Annotated in this window: 17 protein-coding genes; 13 read left to right on the top strand and 4 right to left on the bottom strand. The window is 46.6% G+C overall.

The window, feature by feature from the left end; translation table 11 throughout:
• Positions 1-51 precede the first annotated feature (51 nt).
• Complete coding sequence (locus LBPC_RS08495; RefSeq protein WP_003606851.1) at positions 52-1020, top strand: 3'-5' exoribonuclease YhaM family protein; 969 nt, start codon at positions 52-54, stop codon at positions 1018-1020.
• A gap of 194 nt (positions 1021-1214) precedes the next feature.
• Here LBPC_RS08495 and LBPC_RS08490 read toward each other — a convergent pair whose 3' ends face one another.
• The 3 genes from LBPC_RS08490 to LBPC_RS08480 form a co-directional block, all read right to left on the bottom strand.
• Positions 1215-2117: a peptidylprolyl isomerase gene (locus tag LBPC_RS08490; protein ID WP_003565921.1), complete on the bottom strand. Its 903-nt coding sequence runs from the start codon at positions 2115-2117 to the stop codon at positions 1215-1217.
• A 136-nt stretch (positions 2118-2253) separates the two neighbouring features.
• Positions 2254-2625, bottom strand: coding sequence for a YtxH domain-containing protein (locus tag LBPC_RS08485; RefSeq protein WP_003565918.1), 372 nt, complete (start codon positions 2623-2625; stop codon positions 2254-2256).
• 2 nt (positions 2626-2627) lie between these two features.
• Positions 2628-3056: an HIT family protein gene (locus LBPC_RS08480; protein ID WP_003579608.1), complete on the bottom strand. Its 429-nt coding sequence runs from the start codon at positions 3054-3056 to the stop codon at positions 2628-2630.
• A 96-nt stretch (positions 3057-3152) separates the two neighbouring features.
• On the opposite strand from LBPC_RS08480, the gene LBPC_RS08475 reads away from it, so the two are divergent.
• The 4 genes from LBPC_RS08475 to trmB all read left to right on the top strand — a co-directional run bounded on the left by LBPC_RS08475 (position 3153) and on the right by trmB (position 7031).
• The gene (locus tag LBPC_RS08475; protein WP_003660598.1) at positions 3153-3881 is read left to right on the top strand and encodes an ABC transporter ATP-binding protein; all 729 of its coding nucleotides are present in this window, start codon (positions 3153-3155) and stop codon (positions 3879-3881) included.
• On the top strand, positions 3881-5095 hold the full coding sequence (locus LBPC_RS08470) for an ABC transporter permease (RefSeq protein ID WP_003594836.1): 1215 nt from the start codon (positions 3881-3883) through the stop codon (positions 5093-5095). The genes LBPC_RS08475 and LBPC_RS08470 overlap by 1 nt, the downstream gene beginning before the upstream one ends.
• Before the next feature lie 389 nt (positions 5096-5484).
• The gene (locus LBPC_RS08465) at positions 5485-6258 is read left to right on the top strand and encodes a phosphotransferase family protein (RefSeq protein WP_003575439.1); all 774 of its coding nucleotides are present in this window, start codon (positions 5485-5487) and stop codon (positions 6256-6258) included.
• Between the two features lie 128 nt (positions 6259-6386).
• Positions 6387-7031: a tRNA (guanosine(46)-N7)-methyltransferase TrmB gene (gene trmB, locus LBPC_RS08460; protein ID WP_003565908.1), complete on the top strand. Its 645-nt coding sequence runs from the start codon at positions 6387-6389 to the stop codon at positions 7029-7031.
• Here trmB and LBPC_RS08455 read toward each other — a convergent pair.
• The gene (locus LBPC_RS08455; RefSeq protein ID WP_003565906.1) at positions 7021-7362 is read right to left on the bottom strand and encodes a hypothetical protein; all 342 of its coding nucleotides are present in this window, start codon (positions 7360-7362) and stop codon (positions 7021-7023) included. The genes trmB and LBPC_RS08455 overlap by 11 nt on opposite strands.
• Before the next feature lie 257 nt (positions 7363-7619).
• Between LBPC_RS08455 and LBPC_RS08450 the strand changes: the two genes are divergently transcribed.
• The 8 genes from LBPC_RS08450 to coaE all read left to right on the top strand — a co-directional run bounded on the left by LBPC_RS08450 (position 7620) and on the right by coaE (position 17783).
• The gene (locus tag LBPC_RS08450) at positions 7620-7937 is read left to right on the top strand and encodes a thioredoxin family protein (protein WP_003565903.1); all 318 of its coding nucleotides are present in this window, start codon (positions 7620-7622) and stop codon (positions 7935-7937) included.
• A 15-nt stretch (positions 7938-7952) separates the two neighbouring features.
• Positions 7953-8594 carry a YtpR family tRNA-binding protein gene (gene ytpR / locus LBPC_RS08445; protein WP_003565901.1) on the top strand — a complete coding sequence of 214 codons (642 nt, stop codon included), beginning with the start codon at positions 7953-7955 and terminating at the stop codon, positions 8592-8594.
• A gap of 234 nt (positions 8595-8828) precedes the next feature.
• Positions 8829-11339, top strand: coding sequence for a DNA translocase FtsK (locus LBPC_RS08440; protein ID WP_003660608.1), 2511 nt, complete (start codon positions 8829-8831; stop codon positions 11337-11339).
• Positions 11336-12646 carry a UDP-N-acetylmuramate--L-alanine ligase gene (murC, locus tag LBPC_RS08435; RefSeq protein ID WP_003565897.1) on the top strand — a complete coding sequence of 437 codons (1311 nt, stop codon included), beginning with the start codon at positions 11336-11338 and terminating at the stop codon, positions 12644-12646. The genes LBPC_RS08440 and murC overlap by 4 nt, the downstream gene beginning before the upstream one ends.
• A 160-nt stretch (positions 12647-12806) precedes the next feature.
• On the top strand, positions 12807-13517 hold the full coding sequence (locus LBPC_RS08430) for a Bax inhibitor-1/YccA family protein (protein WP_003570523.1): 711 nt from the start codon (positions 12807-12809) through the stop codon (positions 13515-13517).
• A 162-nt stretch (positions 13518-13679) separates the two neighbouring features.
• On the top strand, positions 13680-16325 hold the full coding sequence (polA, locus tag LBPC_RS08425; RefSeq protein WP_003594830.1) for a DNA polymerase I: 2646 nt from the start codon (positions 13680-13682) through the stop codon (positions 16323-16325).
• 10 nt (positions 16326-16335) lie between these two features.
• Positions 16336-17184 (top strand): DNA-formamidopyrimidine glycosylase, encoded by an 849-nt coding sequence (mutM, locus tag LBPC_RS08420; RefSeq protein WP_003594829.1) that lies wholly within the window; start codon positions 16336-16338, stop codon positions 17182-17184.
• A complete protein-coding gene (gene coaE, locus LBPC_RS08415) occupies positions 17181-17783 on the top strand; it encodes a dephospho-CoA kinase (RefSeq protein WP_003579584.1) in 603 nt (200 codons plus the stop codon). Before mutM ends, coaE begins: the two co-directional genes overlap by 4 nt.
• Positions 17784-17812 lie beyond the last annotated feature (29 nt).

Here is a 17812-nt window from a genome sequence, read left to right as displayed (position 1 = left end):
GATATCTGTATGATTTAAGTAGTGTGAAAATTCAAGGAAAAGGTGACGACCTTGGTAAAACGGCTTTTCGATTATCATAATGAAGAAGATGTTCGGCTTCCTGTGCTGATTAAATCAGCTGAAGTGCGTGTCGCAAAGAATGGCAAAAAATTTATTGCGATGATTTTTCAAGACAATTCAGGACATATTTCAGGTAAGTTCTGGGATGCTAGCGACAATGACATTGCTCAGTTTAAGGCTGGCGAAGTCGTCCAATTGTCGGGTAAGCGTGAATTATATCAAGGCAATCCGCAAATTAAGATTTTTTCATTGCGGTTGGCAACCCAAGAGGAAGGCAATGATCCTAAAGCCTTTGTTGAGCGGGCGCCAGAAGCACCCAGTGATATGGAAGAGGAACTGAACAGTTACATCTTCGAAATCACCAATGCTAACTGGAATCGAATTGTCCGTAAACTGATCAATGATCACAAGAAGGCATTTTTCAGTTATCCGGCCGCCAAGTCAAATCACCATGCTTTTGCTGGTGGTCTCGCTTTTCATACGCTAAGCATCTTGCGACTTGCTAAAAGTGTCGTTCAACAGTATTCGAGCTTGAACAAAAGTTTGCTATATGCAGGCGCAATTTTACATGATCTCGGTAAGACCATTGAGTTAAGCGGGCCAATCTCAACTGATTACACGGTTGAAGGCAACTTGATTGGTCACATCGTTCTCATTGACGAACAGATTGTCTTAGCAGCACAGCAACTTAAAATTGATATCAACGCTGAAGATATGCTCTTACTACGTCATGTCGTGCTTGCACATCACGGATTGCTTGAATACGGCTCGCCGGTGCGGCCAGAGCTGCTTGAAGCGCAAGTGTTGCATGATTTAGACGAATTGGACGCATCAATCAATATGATGACAACCGCCTACCAACATGTTGATCCTGGTACCTTCACAGAACGACTTTTCGGTATGGACAATCGTCGCTTCTATCGACCTAAAAATGGTCAAACTTTTCCGGATCCGCACTAGGCGAATTCAGTCAGTTTAGTTGTAGTCATGTGGTTGTCAAAAGGCTGATAAAGATGGGATAGCGCCCATCTTTATCAGCCTTTTTTGAGTCCTACAAACAATCACTTGCCATTCATTGCGTCATGTTTGCAACACAAATAAAAGCCTCGCAAAATTAATTGCGAGGCTTTCAAGTGCTAACACTGATTTAATTTTTAGTTTGAAGTACTGGTACTTGAGCTGGTGCTCAGATAGCTTGAAAGAACATCCTTCAAGTCGTTATCCTTAATGGAAACATTTTCCTTCTTAAGCACTTTGGTGATGATACCGTTCATCACGGTTTGGTCGCTCTGCCATGTTGTATAGAGCTGGTTTTCCAAATCTTTCTTGTGTTCCTTCATCGTGCCTTTTTTACCAACGGAGATAACGCGGATAACATGATAGCCATACTGCGTCTTAACCGGTGTTGTGGTGATATCGCCGGCCTTGGTTAACTTAAAGGCTGCTTTCTTGAAGGTTGAATCCAAGCTAGTATCGGTGTTGTCAAACGCCGTCAACTTACCGCCCTTATCTTTTGTTCCAGTATCGATTGAGTTCTTCTTGGCAAGGGCCTCAAAGTTCTTTTCGGTTGGGTCTTTTTGGTAGTCGGAAATGATTTGTTTAGCTTCATCTTCGGTCTTGACCAAGATATGTTGCACGGTGATCTTCGGTTGATACTTCTTCCACTGAGCAGCAATTTGTTTTTCTGTTGGCTTTTTGAGGGCCTTCAAGGCAACTTCTGAGTACAAGGTTGTCCGAATTTGATCCTTAAAACTTGATTCGGTATACCCATTTTGTTCAAGGGTTGTATCGAATGAAGAACCATATTGTTTCTTCAGTGTATTGAACTGACTGTTGACCTTCTTATCAGACACCTTATTCGGGTATTGTTGTTCCAATGCCTTCAAAACAATCATGTTACGCAATGTTGCTTGGCCAGTGGTGGTCTTCTTCATGGCGTCATAGTACTCGTCTTTGGTGACCTTGGCACCTTTCATGTTTGCAACCGTGCTGCTTGAACAACCAGCTAACGTCACTGCTACAAACAAACCAACAACGCCGAGAATCCATTTTTTCATGCAATCACACATCCTAATCTTAAAAGTTTCGGTTAACACTGCCGTCTACTATACCATAACTTACTGCCGCACGCGGATCTTCACATAAGTTTCACGAAACCGTCACGACTTAATTGATGGACATCGCCGGCAATTTTCAATGTTTTGGTAAAGGTTCACGCTGATCGGCAGTCGGCATAGCATCAAGATTGCTGACAGCATCATTGATATTTTCAACATGCTTTTGGATCGCATCAACGCGCGGGGCCGTTTCAAATTCAAAAGTCTCGACCCGATCTGTGATATCTTTCATGGCAGGTTTCAAAGTATTGTTGAGTTCGTCAGATAAATGGGTGAGGGATTGACTGAACTGAGCAACACTCTCACGCACCTGACCAACTCCGTCTGATAAGCCTTCAAAGTAGGCCGCGATCTCTTGTTGAAGTTGTGGACCGGTTTTTTTTGCAGTCAACAGCGCATAAACTGTTCCGGTCAGTGCTCCGAGTAAAAAGCCGTGTTTAAATTTCATGCTTAGGCCTCCAGCTGGGTACGAATTTTGTCAGCGACCGCTTCAAGTTTCTCTGTGTCATACTGTGCACTGTGATCGCCAAAGTGCATGCCAAAATCATCTTGATCGCTATAGCGAGGAATCAAATGGATATGTGAGTGAAAAACGCTTTGATAGGCGACCTTGCCGTTGTTATTCAAAATATTCATACCTTTAATTGCCGGGTCACTGGCCTTGATGGCGCGGGCAATTTTTGGCAGACGTTCAAAAACCGCTGCGGCAAGTTCAGTGTCATAAGCGAAAATATCTGGAATGTGAACTTTGGGGACTAATAAAGTATGTCCCGGTGTAACCTGCGTGATATCCAGAAAGGCTTTGACAACGTCATCTTCATATACGGTAACATTGGGGATTTCGTTACGGACAATTTTGCAAAAAATGCAATCATTCATGTTGCTGCCTCATTTCTGCTTGCGCTTTTTAAATAGAAACCTTGATTTCATGCTATCATATCACTAACTGAAATTATACAGATTGGGACTGGTAAGATGACTTTAACAATTGAAGGATTGACCGGTGGTTACGGCAATTTAACGGTCTTGAAAGATATCAACTTTACCGTACCGGCAGGCAAAATTGTCGGGTTAATTGGTTTGAATGGTGCGGGCAAGTCAACGACCATCAAACATATTATAGGATTGTTGACCCCACAAAGCGGGACGATTTCACTTGATGGCAAAACATTACACGATGATCCCACTGGTTTTCGAGCTGACCTCGCGTATGTGCCTGAGACACCGGTGCTTTATCCGGAATTGACGTTGCGGGAACATCTTGAAATGACCATCATGGCTTACGATCTTGATGCGACGGTTGCATGGCAAGATGCCGATAATATGCTGAAAATGTTCCGACTCGACAATAAGTTGGACTGGTTTCCAGCAAAATTCTCAAAAGGGATGCAGCAAAAGGTCATGATTGTGGCGGCGTTTATGACGCATGCACAGCTTTTTATCATCGACGAACCTTTTTCTGGACTTGATCCACTGGCCGTCCATGATCTGTTGGACTTGGTGACAGCAAAAAAGGAGCAAGGAGCGTCTATTTTGATGTCAACCCATATTTTGGCAACCGCTCAACAATATGCTGACGAATTCGTTTTGATCAAAGCAGGTAAAGTCAGAGCAACTGGTGATTTACCTTCTTTGAAGCAGCAATTTGATCTTCAGGATGGCAGCTTGGATGACATCTATATGAAAATGACGGAGGAACAGTAATGGTCGCGTTATGGCGAACTCGACTTCGACAACATGTCCAAGAACAGCAAAAATATTTGCGATTGGTGTTCAATGACCATTTTGTACTGGTCTTGCTAATACTTTTTGGTGGTGCCTTATATGCCTACAGTCTGCTAGTGAAAACATTGCAACCATCTTGGTGGTTAGCTTTGTGTCTGGCTGTCATTTTTACGGCTTTAATCGCGCTTGGCCAGTTAGCCACGTTGGCGCAGGCGCCCGATCAAGTCTTCTTACTGCCAAAAGCAGAGGCCTTCAGTGACTATTTGTTGAAGGCACGGCGATACAGCATGATGTTACCGGCAACTTTATTGGGTTTTGCGGCTTTGGCGATGTGGCCATTATTTGCACAATTGGGTCAAGATCCAATCAGTGCGACGGTGACGCTGCTACTAGCTGTGTGGTTATTCAAAGATCTCGACTTGTGGCTGCAATTGCTTCAGCGCTATCATCTGCCGATCAATTGGCGACATCCACGACTTGTACTGCTTGTCATCACATTCGCAGCTCTTTTTCTAGGTTTTTACTTGCATCCGGCTGTGGCCTTGTTAGTGGCGCTGACTCTGAATTTGGTCTTCAGATGGCTGCGAAGTTCCTTGTTGGCAGATGGGTTATTGAATTTTGAAGCTTTAATTGACCTCGAAGCAGATCGCATGGGTCGACTGTATCGATTTTATAATCTATTCACGGATGTGCCAGGTTTGGCCAATAGCGTCCATCGTCGCCGGTACCTCGATCCACTTTTGAAGTTGGTTAAGCCAAGCAAGACAGAGACGTGGGCATACTTGTATCTGCGCGGCTTTTTGCGTGGCGGTGAGTATCTTGGGTTGTACTTGCGGCTACTGGTGATCGGCGCGATTATCGTGGCGGTTTTGTCTCAGTGGTGGCTGTTGCTTGGCTTTACGATTCTATTCTTGTATATGGTTGGCTTTCAGCTGTTGCCATTCTTCTTCCAATATGATGAAATTGTCTTCACGCACTTGTATCCAGTAGCACCAAATCAAAAACTGGCGGCCTTTGAACGGCTTTTGATGACGTTGTTGCTGCTTGAAGTGGTTGTTTTCACACTGGTTGCGTTGATCCGACTGCAGTGGCTCGCCGCGTTGACAATATTTGTTGGCGGGACTGCATTTGTCTGGGGCTTCACGCGATGGTATGCACGTGTTCGGTTGAGGGTACATGATGCGATGCGTTGAATGACAGATGCGCCAGTTCGCACTCTGCCTAAACGCGCTCACAGGCGCAGAAACCTTCACATAAGGACCACAAGCACAATGGTCAAAGTACAGCCATCGCACTTGTGGCAGCTTATGCTCCGGTTTCTAACCGCGCCAGTTCACACTCTGCCTAAACGCGCAAACTGGCCCAGAAACCTACACATAAGGACCTTAAGCCTAAATGGCCAAAGACCGGCCGTTTAGGCTTAAGGCCGCTTATGTTCCGGTTTCTAAGCGGGCCAGTTTGCGCTCTGCTCTTGACGTGAATTTCGCAAGTTAGTAATATTGAGCGTGGACGCACGAGCGCCTGGGAGTGTCTTTTTGATGTTGTGAATCATTCCTGCGGCCAGAAGTAAGGAGTAGTGCCTATGGAGTTTGAATTAGATTCCGGGTGGTCCCTGCAGCCTGCAGGTGGATCCACCGGAAGTGCGTTTCTTGGGGTTTATGCCAATCAAAAATATTTCCTTAAGCGCAATGCCTCGCCGTTTCTTGCGGCACTATCAGTTGAACACATTACCCCGCGGCTGTTGTGGACGCGGCGGGTGAGTACGGGAGACGTGCTAACCGCTCAAGAGTGGCTGGACGGTGAAACGTTAACGCGGCAACAAATGATGTTGCCAGTCGTGGCCAAAATGTTGGCACAGGTGCACCACTCAAGTCTGTTAAAACGGTTATTACGTCAAGTAGGCGGTCAAGTCCTTGATCCTGAGCAATTACGAATCGCACTACTTCAGGATTTCCCAGTCGATGTGGCTGCGCAGCCTAAGATCAAAACGGCTCTGCACGATTTAAAGCAGTGGTTACCGCACACGGATGTGCAAACGGTTTGTCATGGCGATTTGAACCACAAGAATTGGTTACAGGCAGGCGGTCGGTTGTATTTAGTAGACTGGGAGCAGGTGGCGCTGGGCGATCCGGCTTATGATCTTGCGGATGTACTTGCCCACTATGGCAGTCCAGCCACAAGTCACCAGTTTTTGGATGCTTATGGCGCACGACTTGATGAGGATTTGAAACGCCGACTGTACTGGTACGGTGATCTGCATTTGCTTCATGATATTAAGGTAGCAGCCACGCATCAACGATTCGAAGAAGTTGCGCAAGTTTTGCATCAATTCGAATGTTTACAAGCGAGTCGGTAAGCTGTGCTGCAAACAAGCAAGGTCATTCATCAAAAAAGGCCTGAGGCAAAAAGTGATTTTGTCCCAGGCCTTTTGAGCGGTCACGGTGTACTTTGACCTAGCCAATGTTCAAGTTAAGGAGAAATTTTATGCGATTACGTAACAAACAGTGGGCGAAACCGCTAATCTTGGCTCATCCTGAGATGATTTTGGTTCGCCCAGAAAAGATGCAAGGTCACTGGCAATCGCGATTTGACCAAGCACGGCCATTGTATCTTGAGGTTGGCTCTGGAAAGGGCCAATTTATTGTCGAAATGGCCAAGACCCATCCAGATCGAAACTTTATTGCTTTAGAGTTACAGGAAGCCGCTGTAGCGATGATTCTGAAAAAACAGGTTGCCTTAAAATTGCCAAACTTGCAGCTTGTGCTGGGCGATGGTGCGGACTTAACCGATTATTTTAGTGAAGGTGAGATTGATGGCTTGTTTTTAAACTTTTCCGATCCGTGGCCAAAAACCCGTCACGAAAAAAGGCGGCTCACTTATCGTGACTTTTTGCGACAGTATCAAGCCATTATGAAGCCAGATGCTTTGCTGCAGTTTAAAACGGATAATCAAGGGTTGTTTGAATATTCCTTGGTCAGCATGAATCATTTTGGGATGACGTTCGATTTGGTTTCCTTGAACCTACATCACGACAAACGCGTCACGGATAACGTGCCCACTGAATACGAAGAGAAGTTCAGCGCTGATGGCGGTCGAATCTACGAACTTGTCGCGCATTTTAAGCATTAATCGGTTCGTGAAGTTGTTTTAATTGTCTTAAGGTACCATCGGGCTCAACAGCAAAGGCAAACTGATTGAGGCGGTCGCCTTCACGCACGGTCAACCCGCCAGTATACACGCGATAGCGATCACGGCCAGTCCCGCGTTCGGTTGGCTGCATGTTGATCCAGCTATTTTCGATGGTGCCGCGATTTGTAAAGTTGGTCTTGACGATGGACAAAATGCGATTAGGAATGGTTCGATAATACAGGCGCCGATAAACAATCGAAGCCATGCCGGCCGTCACCGCAGCAGCGGCTATCCAGACACGCCAATTCGACTTCTTTTTGAAAATTGCCAAATTTGTGACCCCCTTTAGTGATGAAGACGAACCTGTCCAACCTATTCCGGACGTTCTTTTAAAACTGATATAAAGGCGAGACATTGCTGACGTCTTCTGCTAATCTCTAACTGATCTGACGATGTGTGACTTGGCTTTTGTTGACCTGTTCAAGCTTTATCACCTTGAGTATAATGTAACACAGCACGAGCATCATTGATCTTAAGACGATTTCCTGTTATAGTTACTTATAAATAGTAAGCGAAAGGATGTTGGCTATGAAAGAATTAGGCTCTAATGCAGCAATTTTAAATGAGGTCAAGCAACCAGGTAAAAAAATGTTGTTCTTTTCTGCAGATTGGTGCTCGGATTGCCGTTTTATCAAACCAGCTATGCCTGAAATTGAGAAGGACTTTTCAGATTATGAATTCATCGCGGTTGATCGCGATAAGAATTTAGAAGTTGCTCAAGATATGGGTGTGTTTGGCATTCCGAGCTTTATTGCCTTTAACGATGGCAAGGAAACCGGTCGTTTTGTGAATAAAGATCGTAAGACGAAACAACAAGTCGAAGATTTCATTAACGGCTTGCATTAATTTTTGGAGGTTTATATGCTCATTACCAGTTATAATCAACCAGCGTTTGGCGACACCTTGCTTGCCATCACAGGTCAGGATACGGCAACACAAACAATTCAGCGACGTGGTGACATTGTTGCGATTCTCAATGATAAAGGCAACGTGATTGGCTACAACTTTTTCAACGTGACACAGTGGCTGGGTCAGTTAACTGGCCAAGGTCGCCTTGTGTTGACCGCAACACAAATTGCCGAGCTTAATCAGGCTATTCAGACGGCAGGGCTGCCGGGTAAACTAGCGGTCGATGAAACCCCTAAGTTTGTGATTGGCAAAATTGTTGATTTTAAGGATCATCCTGATGCTGATCATCTTCATGTGACGCAAGTTGATATTGGTAATGAACAGGTTCAAATCGTTTGCGGTGCACCAAATGCAGCACTCGGCCAAACGGTTGTTGTTGCTTTGCCAGGTGCCATGATGCCAGATGGCAAAATTATCTGGCCGGGCTCGTTGCGTGGTGTTGACTCTTACGGCATGATCAGCAGTGCTCGTGAGTTAGGCATTCCTGGCGCGCCACAACGTCGCGGTATCTTGGTGATGCCTGATAGTTTACCTGCAGGCACACCATTTGATGCTAAAAAAGCCGAGGCCGTTGTTGCTGTTCAAGCATCATAATTTGTGCCCATCTGAACAGCCGGTTGTAATTGTTTTGATCGCGAATAACGAAAAAATTTGACGTAAGCCTCGTGCTTACGTCTTTTCTTTTGTCTCCAATTGCAAAATCACTGGTCTTAACATGAATCTTTTTCCAATTGCTGGTGATATTTTTAGGGATCAAGGATTATTGGTTGCGGTGCTTATGCTAAAATAGAGGCACTGCTAGAAACATGAATAGAAGGGGATTCAATCATGGCGCATTATGATGGCCCGGCATTTCTACATCAAAATAAAGTGCCGGAACCCCAATCTGAGTTGAATACTTCGGACTGGACACAGGCGCAACACGAGGAACAATATCAGTTGCCACCGCAATTGGCGCACGAACCAAAGCCTGATGTGGATCCGCGCAAGGTCGCGGAGGCTCAGGCCGATTTGCGTGCCTTTGATTATCCGCAACGACCGCGGGGCCGCGATGAGTTGTCGCGCCTATCGACACCAAACAGCACAGCTCATCGGCGTCCCGTTGATCGTACCGATTACGCACAAATTGCTGAGATTTTGCGACCAGATTCGCAAACGGTTTATCTTTTTGCGGGCCATGGCATCGAAAATAAGATGGCCGTCAATCATGATATTTCGCTGACACCGTCTGATACGAATACAGCCAAATCGACGACGTCATTTATAGAAAAACAAGATGAAAATGAGGCTGACAGACGAGCGAACGCTTCTAAAGCACCGCAGGAAGATACCTTATTAGCAGAAAAATCGGATGAAGCCGGGACGCAGAACCAAAAGCCGCTTGATGAGACTTTGCCAGAAGCAACCGCACCGTCAGTTGCCGCCAAACCGGTAACACCAACCGACACGCACCAATTATCGTCTTCGACACCGGCAACATCTGCTGTTGAACCACAGGCTAAGTCAGCGGAGACCGAAAAAAAGACATTACTGACCGCTGTGACCGCTGATGAGGCAGAGGAGGCTCCAGCATCGGTTAACAAGCCGTTTGTTGATTCGTCCTCACAGTCTGTCATCAATAAGCCACATGCGCCTAACAGTCGCAAGGCAGCGAGAATTGAGGCGTTGCGGCGCAAACATGCGGCCAAAAAGCTACGGCGTGAATTAGCTGCCCAGAAGGCAAAGGCAAAGCAAGCTCAGGCAGAGATGCAAACATCACCAAAAACATCAGGGCCACCTTCAACGACGGCTGAAACACCATCAGCCAATGATGCCGACTATTCAACGTCAGCACTAACGCAATCACCGTCAACTGGTATTTTACCTTCATCAATGGCTGCGGCTGAGGACACAGGTTCCGCACCTACAGGGCCAATACCGGGGGTTAGCACACTGCCACCGCTCAAGCTACTTGCTTCGCCGGTCAAAGTTGATCAGGCTGCCCAAGAAGATTGGGTTGTGGCACAAAGCGATCGGTTGGATAAAACGTTGCAAGCCTTTAACGTGGATGCACACGTGGTCGCTCACACTGTTGGCCCGACTGTCACCCAATTTCAAGTCCGCCTGGCCAGTGGTGTTAAAGTCAATAAAATCACAAACCTCAATGATGACTTGAAATTGGCCTTAGCAGCCAAAGACATTCGGATTGAAGCACCGATTCCTGGCAAAAATACGGTTGGCATTGAAATACCAAATCTGAAACCGCGACCAGTGATGCTACGCGAAGTCCTAGATACCCCGGCTTTTCAGCAGGCAAAATCGCCACTGACGATTGCTTTAGGTGTGGATCTTTTTGGCCAGCCTGTGGTCACCAACTTGGCTAGGATGCCACATGGCTTGATCGCCGGAGCAACTGGTTCGGGAAAGTCTGTCTTCATCAACAGTCTGTTAGTATCCTTGCTCTATAAGGCTACACCGGAACAAGTGCGGTTATTACTGATTGATCCAAAAGCAGTGGAGCTTGCCGGTTATAATGGCTTGCCACATCTGGTATCGCCAGTTATTTCCGATCCCAAAGCTGCCAGTGCCGCTTTGAAGTGGGTCGTGTCAACAATGAATGATCGCTATAAGAAGTTGGCGGCGGCTGGTGTCCGTAATTTGGAACAGTTCAATGCAAAGGCCGAGCGTTTTCACGAATACGCACAAGTCCTGCCATACTTAGTGATTATCATTGACGAGTTGGCCGATCTGATGCTAGCTGCGGGCAGTGAGATTCAAGATGACATTGCGCGAATCACGGCGAAGGCCCGGGCGGCTGGGATTCATTTGTTGGTCGCCACTCAACGGCCAAGTGTGGATGTGATTACTGGTACCATCAAGAATAATATTCCGACGCGCATCGCCTTCATGACCGCCAGCCAAATTGATTCACGAACGATTATTGACACGGCAGGCGCAGAACGGCTGCTTGGTCGTGGTGATATGCTGTATCTGGGCAATGGCGCTAGTCAGCCGATCCGCCTGCAAGGAACCTTCGTGGATCGCGAAATTGATGCGATTGTTGATTATGTCAAAGCTCGGCGCGGACCACGTTATCTTTTTGATCCGGCTGGCTTGGTCAAATCGGCTGAAGCCAGCGTGTCACATGAAGACGAGTTGATGCCTGAAGTTCTAGACTATCTATCTGGTGAACGGCATATCTCGACTTCAAAGCTTCAACGGGTTTTTTCTATCGGTTACAACCGCGCGGCTAATTTGATTGATGCGCTTGAAGCGAAGCATCTCGTTTCGCCAGCTAAAGGCGCAAAGCCGCGGGAAGTTTATTACAGTCAAGCAAAGAAAGAGGAACAAACGTCATGACAGAGGCAACCTATTATTTTATTGGTATCAAGGGATCAGGTATGAGCGCATTGGCATTGGTGCTCCATGATTTAGGGCATCAGGTTTTGGGCAGTGATATTACTCAATATACGTTTACCCAAAAAGGACTTGCCGCTGCCGGCATTAAGATGCTGCCGTTTGATCCGGCTAACCTGAAACCGGGTTACACTGTCATTGCTGGCAATAGTTTTACGGACGATCATCCTGAAATCAAACGGGCCAAGGAATTGGGACTCACGATTTATCGTTATCACGAATTCTTGGGCAAGCTGATTGAAGGTTATACCAGTATTGGGGTTGCTGGTGCGCACGGAAAGACCAGTACAACCGGTTTGCTGGCCCATACCTTAAGCGGCGTTGCTAAAACCAGCTATTTGATCGGTGATGGCACAGGCAAGGGCATTCCCGACTCCAAATTCTTTGTATTTGAAGCTGATGAATATCGCCGGCATTTTCTGGCCTATCATCCTGACTACATGATTATGACCAATATCGATTTTGATCACCCTGATTACTACACTGGTTTTGAAGATGTATACGATGCTTTCGAAACTGAGGCCAATCAAGTTAAAAAAGCAATTGTAGCTTGGGGGGATGATCCTTGGCTGCGGAAGCTAAAGGCAAAGGTGCCGGTTTATTATTATGGGATTAGTGACCGTGATGATTTTCAGGCTCGCAACGTTGATCGCGATACGAAAGGCAGCAGCTTTGATGCTTACTTCCACGATCAACTGATCGGTCATTTCTTTGTGCCGCTGTTTGGTGAACACAGCGTCCTAAATGCACTGGCTGTGGTCGCGGTCGCTCACATGGAAAAGCTGGATGCAAAGTTGATTGCCCGCGAGCTCGGCAACTTCAGTGGCGTTAAGCGTCGGTTTGCCGAAAAGGATCTCAAGGACATGATCATCGTCGACGACTATGCTCATCATCCGAATGAAATCAAAGCAACCTTAGATGCTGCTCGTCAAAAGTATCCTGACAAGGCGATTATTGCTGTCTTTCAGCCGCACACCTTCAGCCGCACGCAGGCCTACGAGCCACAATATGTTCAGGTCCTAAGCCAAGCTGATCAAACATTCTTAACCCCGATTTTCAGTTCTGCTCGTGAGAAAACTGGTAAAATCCGATCCGAAGATATCACCGCGCAGATCAAAGGCGCTGCAGTGATTCATCAGGAAGACATGAAGCCTTTGCTGCAATATCATAATGCAGTGGTTGTCTTTATGGGGGCCGGTGATATTCAAAAGTATGAAAAAGCTTACGAAACCATATTGGCTGAAGAATAGACCGTGTGATCATGATTTGTTGGACATCGAAAACTGTGTCTAAAATGATCGAAAACTGCTCATAATAAAGATCGGTCTTTCGCCTGACTGACAAATATCATCATTCCGGTTATAATGGTCTTCAGATACTCGAAAGAGTTACTTGAAAGGAATGAACGCTATGCAAGAACGCCGTGTTGTAAACGAGGCCGGCTTGACACAGTTCTTCTCCCGCATCTATACCTTGATGGGGAGCGGGCTGGTCGTGACGGCGCTCGTCAGTTATTTGTTAGGATTTCCATTCAGAGCTGAGTACACCAGTTTTGTGAGTGGGCATCCGATTGTTTTTTGGATCATGGCTTTTATGCCGATCATTTTGTCATTTTTTGTGACAGGGCGTCGCGCACAGGCAAGTCCGGGGTATGCAACAGTGATGTTTTACCTCATGTCCGCTAGTTTTGGCTTCACGTTCGCTTCAGTTGCCATGGTTGCGGACGGTACTAACCTTGCCGTTGCTTTAGCTACGACAGCGGTTGTCTTTCTGGTCATGTCGATGGTTGGCCATTTTGGCAAGCGTGACTTGAGCAAAGCCGGCAGTATCGCGATGGTTGCCTTGTTTGGGATCATCATCATGTCATTTGTGAATATGTTCCTTGGCTCAAATGGGATGCAACTGCTGATTTCATACGGTGTCCTGATTATCTTCATTGTATTAACGGCGTGGGATACGCAGCGGCTGAAGAACCTGTATCTCACCACTGGCAATGATGGACAAGCTGCCGTTTCGGAAGGCTCGCTAGCGGTTCTCGGTGCGTTAATGCTCTATCTCGACTTCTTGAACCTGTTCACCGCAATCCTACAGATTCTCGGTGTTGGGAATAACAATAATTAACTAAAAATGTTCAAGAGAACTGGTATTTGCCAGTTCTCTTTTTGTTTTCTGCCAGTTTTCCCCTGACCAGCAAGTCACCGGTTAGCAGAATTTGGTACAATGACTATGACAACTAACTCAGGTCGCGGTGACAGCAGCGGCCGTAGAAAAGGAAGCCCACTTATGGCGAGCAAAACAAAATTATTATTAGTCGATGGTAACTCAGTCGCATTTCGTGCATTTTTTGCTTTATATAATCAATTAGACCGTTTTACGAACCAAGATGGCTTGCACACCAACGCCATTTATGCGTTTAACAACATGCTCGAGATTGTTTTAAAGGCAGTCCAACCAGATGCCGCTTTAGTAGCATTTGATGCAGGCAAGACGACTTTTCGCACAGCCAAATATGCTGATTACAAAAGTGGTCGCGCCAAGACACCGAGCGAATTGCTGGAACAATTGCCTTATATCAAGGAATTATTGGATGACATGGGCATCGCGCATTATGAATTAAAGGATTACGAAGCCGATGACATTATCGGCACAATGGCTAAGCGTGCGGATGAGGCCGGCTGGGAAACGACGATTGTCACGGGTGATCGCGATTTGACGCAGCTGACGACCGATCGGACCACAGTTCAAGTGACAGTGAAGGGTGTCAATGAGCTTGAAGCCTACACCCCAGCACATGTCAAAGAAAAGCTTGGCATCACACCGGCTCAAATTATTGATCTCAAAGGTTTGATGGGTGATACCTCGGACAACTATCCTGGGGTGACCAAGGTCGGTGAAAAAACAGCTCTGAAATTGCTCAATCAATACGGAAGCATGGAAAACCTCTATGCTAATGTGGATGACATGAAAAAGAGCAAGCTTAAAGAGAATTTGATCAACGATAAAGATAACGCTTTCTTAAGCAAACAGTTGGCAACGATCGATCGCGATGCACCGCTTACCGTGGACTTAGCGGATGTGACATACGCTGGACCGGATTTAGACAAACTCCGGGACTTCTATACAAAAATGAATATGAATTCGTTGCTCAAAAAAATTGGTGGTAGTGTCGCTAAACCTGTTCAGGCGGTTCATTTTTCCGTGCTGGATGAGCAATCGATTCTTGCACTCACCAAACTGACCGAACCTCTGACTTTTGAGATTGAAATGCTCGAGGATAATTATCATGTGGCCGAACAAATCGGTTTCTTTATTGGCACTAAGGAAGAAACTTATGTGAGTACCGATGTCACCTTGCTGACGCTGCCAGCGGTTAAACGGTGGCTGGAAGATGCCAAACGAGATCTGACAGTTTTTGATGGCAAACGAAACATCGTCGCCGCTAATCGACTCGGCGTGAAATTACCGGATATCGCTTTTGACGTGTTATTGGCGTCCTATTTGATTAATCCTGACGAAAACAGCAATGATTTGGGTAAAATCGCTGAAGATCACGATTATCATGACTTGCCGCGTGATGAGGATATTTATGGCAAAGGCGCCAAACGGCAAGTGCCAGAAGACGATAAGCTGTTTGGCCAGTTTGCTCGCAAGTCTGATGCTTTGTTCGCATTGCGGCCTGATTTGACTGGTGATTTGGAAAAACAGGAACAAACGGACTTATTCACAGATATGGAAATGCCGCTTTCTCGGGTTTTGGCAGAAATGGAAATTCAAGGGATTACCCTAAATGCTAAAACACTGAAGGCTATGGGCACTGAATTCTCACAAAGCATCAAGATTTTGGAAGAGAAAATCTATGCAGAAGCTGGCGTGAAGTTCAATTTGAACTCACCAAAGCAGCTCGGCGAAATTCTTTTTGAAAAATTGAATCTGCCTGTGATCAAGAAAACGAAGACCGGTTACTCGACAAGCGTTGACGTGTTGAACGAATTGAAATCGGCAAGTCCGATTGTGCAGGACATTTTGGATTATCGCGGCTGGGCTAAATTGAATTCGACTTATGTTGTCGGCTTGTTGAAGGCGCAATTGCCTGATCATAAGATTCATACCCGCTATTTGCAGACTTTGACGCAAACTGGCCGATTGAGCTCAGTTGATCCTAACATGCAGAATATTCCTGCTCGTGATGAAGGTAAGATTATCCGCAAGGCCTTTGTACCGTCACATGAAGGTTGGCAAATTTTTAGTTCTGACTATTCCCAAATTGAGTTGCGGGTGTTGTCGCATATTTCCGGGGATGAGAATATGCAGGAGGCGTTTAAACATGGCGTCGACATTCACGCCAACACTGCGATGAAGATTTTTGGCCTGAGTTCGCCAGATCAAGTCACACCTGATATGCGGCGGCAAGCCAAGGCAACTAACTTCGGCATTGTGTATGGCATTAGTGACTATGGTCTATCCCAAAACATTGGCATTTCCCGTAAACAGGCAAAAGCGTTCATTGATGGTTATTTTGATCAATATCCTAAGGTTCATGATTATATGGATGCGATGGTCAAGAAGGCGCGTGAAGACGGCTATGTCGAAACCCTGTTCCATCGGCGGCGCTATCTGCCACAAATTCACTCACGCAACTTCAATCTGCGTAAGTTTGCCGAGCGGACCGCTATGAATACGCCGATTCAGGGTAGCGCTGCGGATATTATCAAGGTAGCCATGATTCGCATGCAAAAGGCCTTGGATGAGGCCGGTTTGCAAGCTAAAATGCTTCTACAGGTTCACGATGAACTCATCTTCGAGGCACCTGAAGAAGAAATTGCCCAGCTTAGCGAGCTCGTGCCCAAAGTCATGGACTCAGCAGTTCACCTTGATGTGCCATTAAAGGTTGAAAGTCATTATGGACCAACTTGGTTCGACGCTAAATAAGGAGATTTCAATGCCTGAATTACCTGAAGTGGAAACAGTTCGCCGCTCGCTTCTGCCGTTAGTCAAAAATAAAGTCATTACCGCCATCAACACTAACTGGGAGAAAATCCTGATCAATGGGTTGGCGACTTTTCAAAAGGAAATTGTCAGCAGTGAGATCACGACCATTGATCGGCGCGGCAAGTATCTTTTGATGCGCCTCAGCAATGGTGAAACGATCATCAGCCATCTGCGTATGGAAGGGCGTTACTATGTTGTCAAAGATGCAAACACACCTTTTGACAAGCACGATCACGTTACGTTCACTTTTCAGGATGGCAGTCAGTTGCGCTATCGGGATCTGCGAAAGTTCGGGCGGATGCGGCTGATCAAAACCGGGCAGGAGGATCAGGTCACAGCACTTGCTAAACTTGGGCCGGAACCAACCCCAAGCACCTTTGACGAAGCGGACTTTGCCCAGCGTTTGAAACGTCATCATAAACCGATTAAGTCGGTTTTACTCGATCAAACCGTGGTCGCTGGTGTGGGCAATATTTACGCTGATGAGGTACTTTGGTTAAGTCGGCTCAATCCGCTGCAGCCAGCTGATACCTTGAAATCTAAAGAAATCAAAACACTGCATGACGCGATTATCCAAGAATTAAATGCAGCCATTGCGGCAGGTGGCACCAGCGCGCATACGTATGTTGATGCAGAAGGCAATCGCGGTTCTTTTCAAAATGCCTTGCACGTCTATGATCGGGAAGGTACCCCGTGCGATCGCTGCGGCACGACGATTGTCAAAATTAAGGTTGGTCAGCGCGGAACCCATTACTGCCCACACTGTCAGCCATTACATCAAAGGAGGCGGCCAGCGTGACTTATCTCTTGGGGTTAACCGGTGGCATTGCATCGGGGAAATCGACGGTGAGCCGCACTTTCAAAGCCGCTGGGTTTCCGGTGGTGGATGCTGATGTCATTGCCCGCCAGATTGTCGAGCCTGGGCAGCCTGTTCTTGCGCGCATTGCTCAAGCTTTCGGTCCTGAAGTGCTGCGCGCGGATGGCAGCCTAGATCGCGCCAAGCTGGCCGAGATTGTTTTTTCCCAGCCAGGCAGAATGGCAGCCTTGAATCAGATCAATCGGCCTTATTTGCGCGAGGCCATCAGTCAGGCACTTGCACAGGCAAAAGCCGGTGGGGCCGCCATCGTTGTCGGCGACATTCCTTTGTTGTATGAGGCCGATTATGCCGATGACTTTGATGGTGTTGCGGTTGTGAGCGTTGATCCCAATATCCAACTATCGCGTTTAATGGCACGAGACGGGCTCTCACAGGCTGACGCGGAGGCCCGAATTCAATCGCAAATGCCGTTAGCGCAAAAGGCAGCATTGGCAGATTTTGTGATTGATAATAATGGGACTCAAGAGGCAACCATTGCCCAAGCCAATGCCTTGATCCACCGGCTGCAACGGCTATCATAAGCGGCTTACGCGTGCTATAATAAGCTATC

Source organism: Lacticaseibacillus paracasei subsp. paracasei (assembly GCF_000829035.1).
Classification (GTDB): Bacteria; Bacillota; Bacilli; order Lactobacillales; family Lactobacillaceae; genus Lacticaseibacillus; species Lacticaseibacillus paracasei.
Note: the sequence above shows the minus strand (reverse complement) of the source record. Positions and strands in the feature narration are given on the sequence as shown.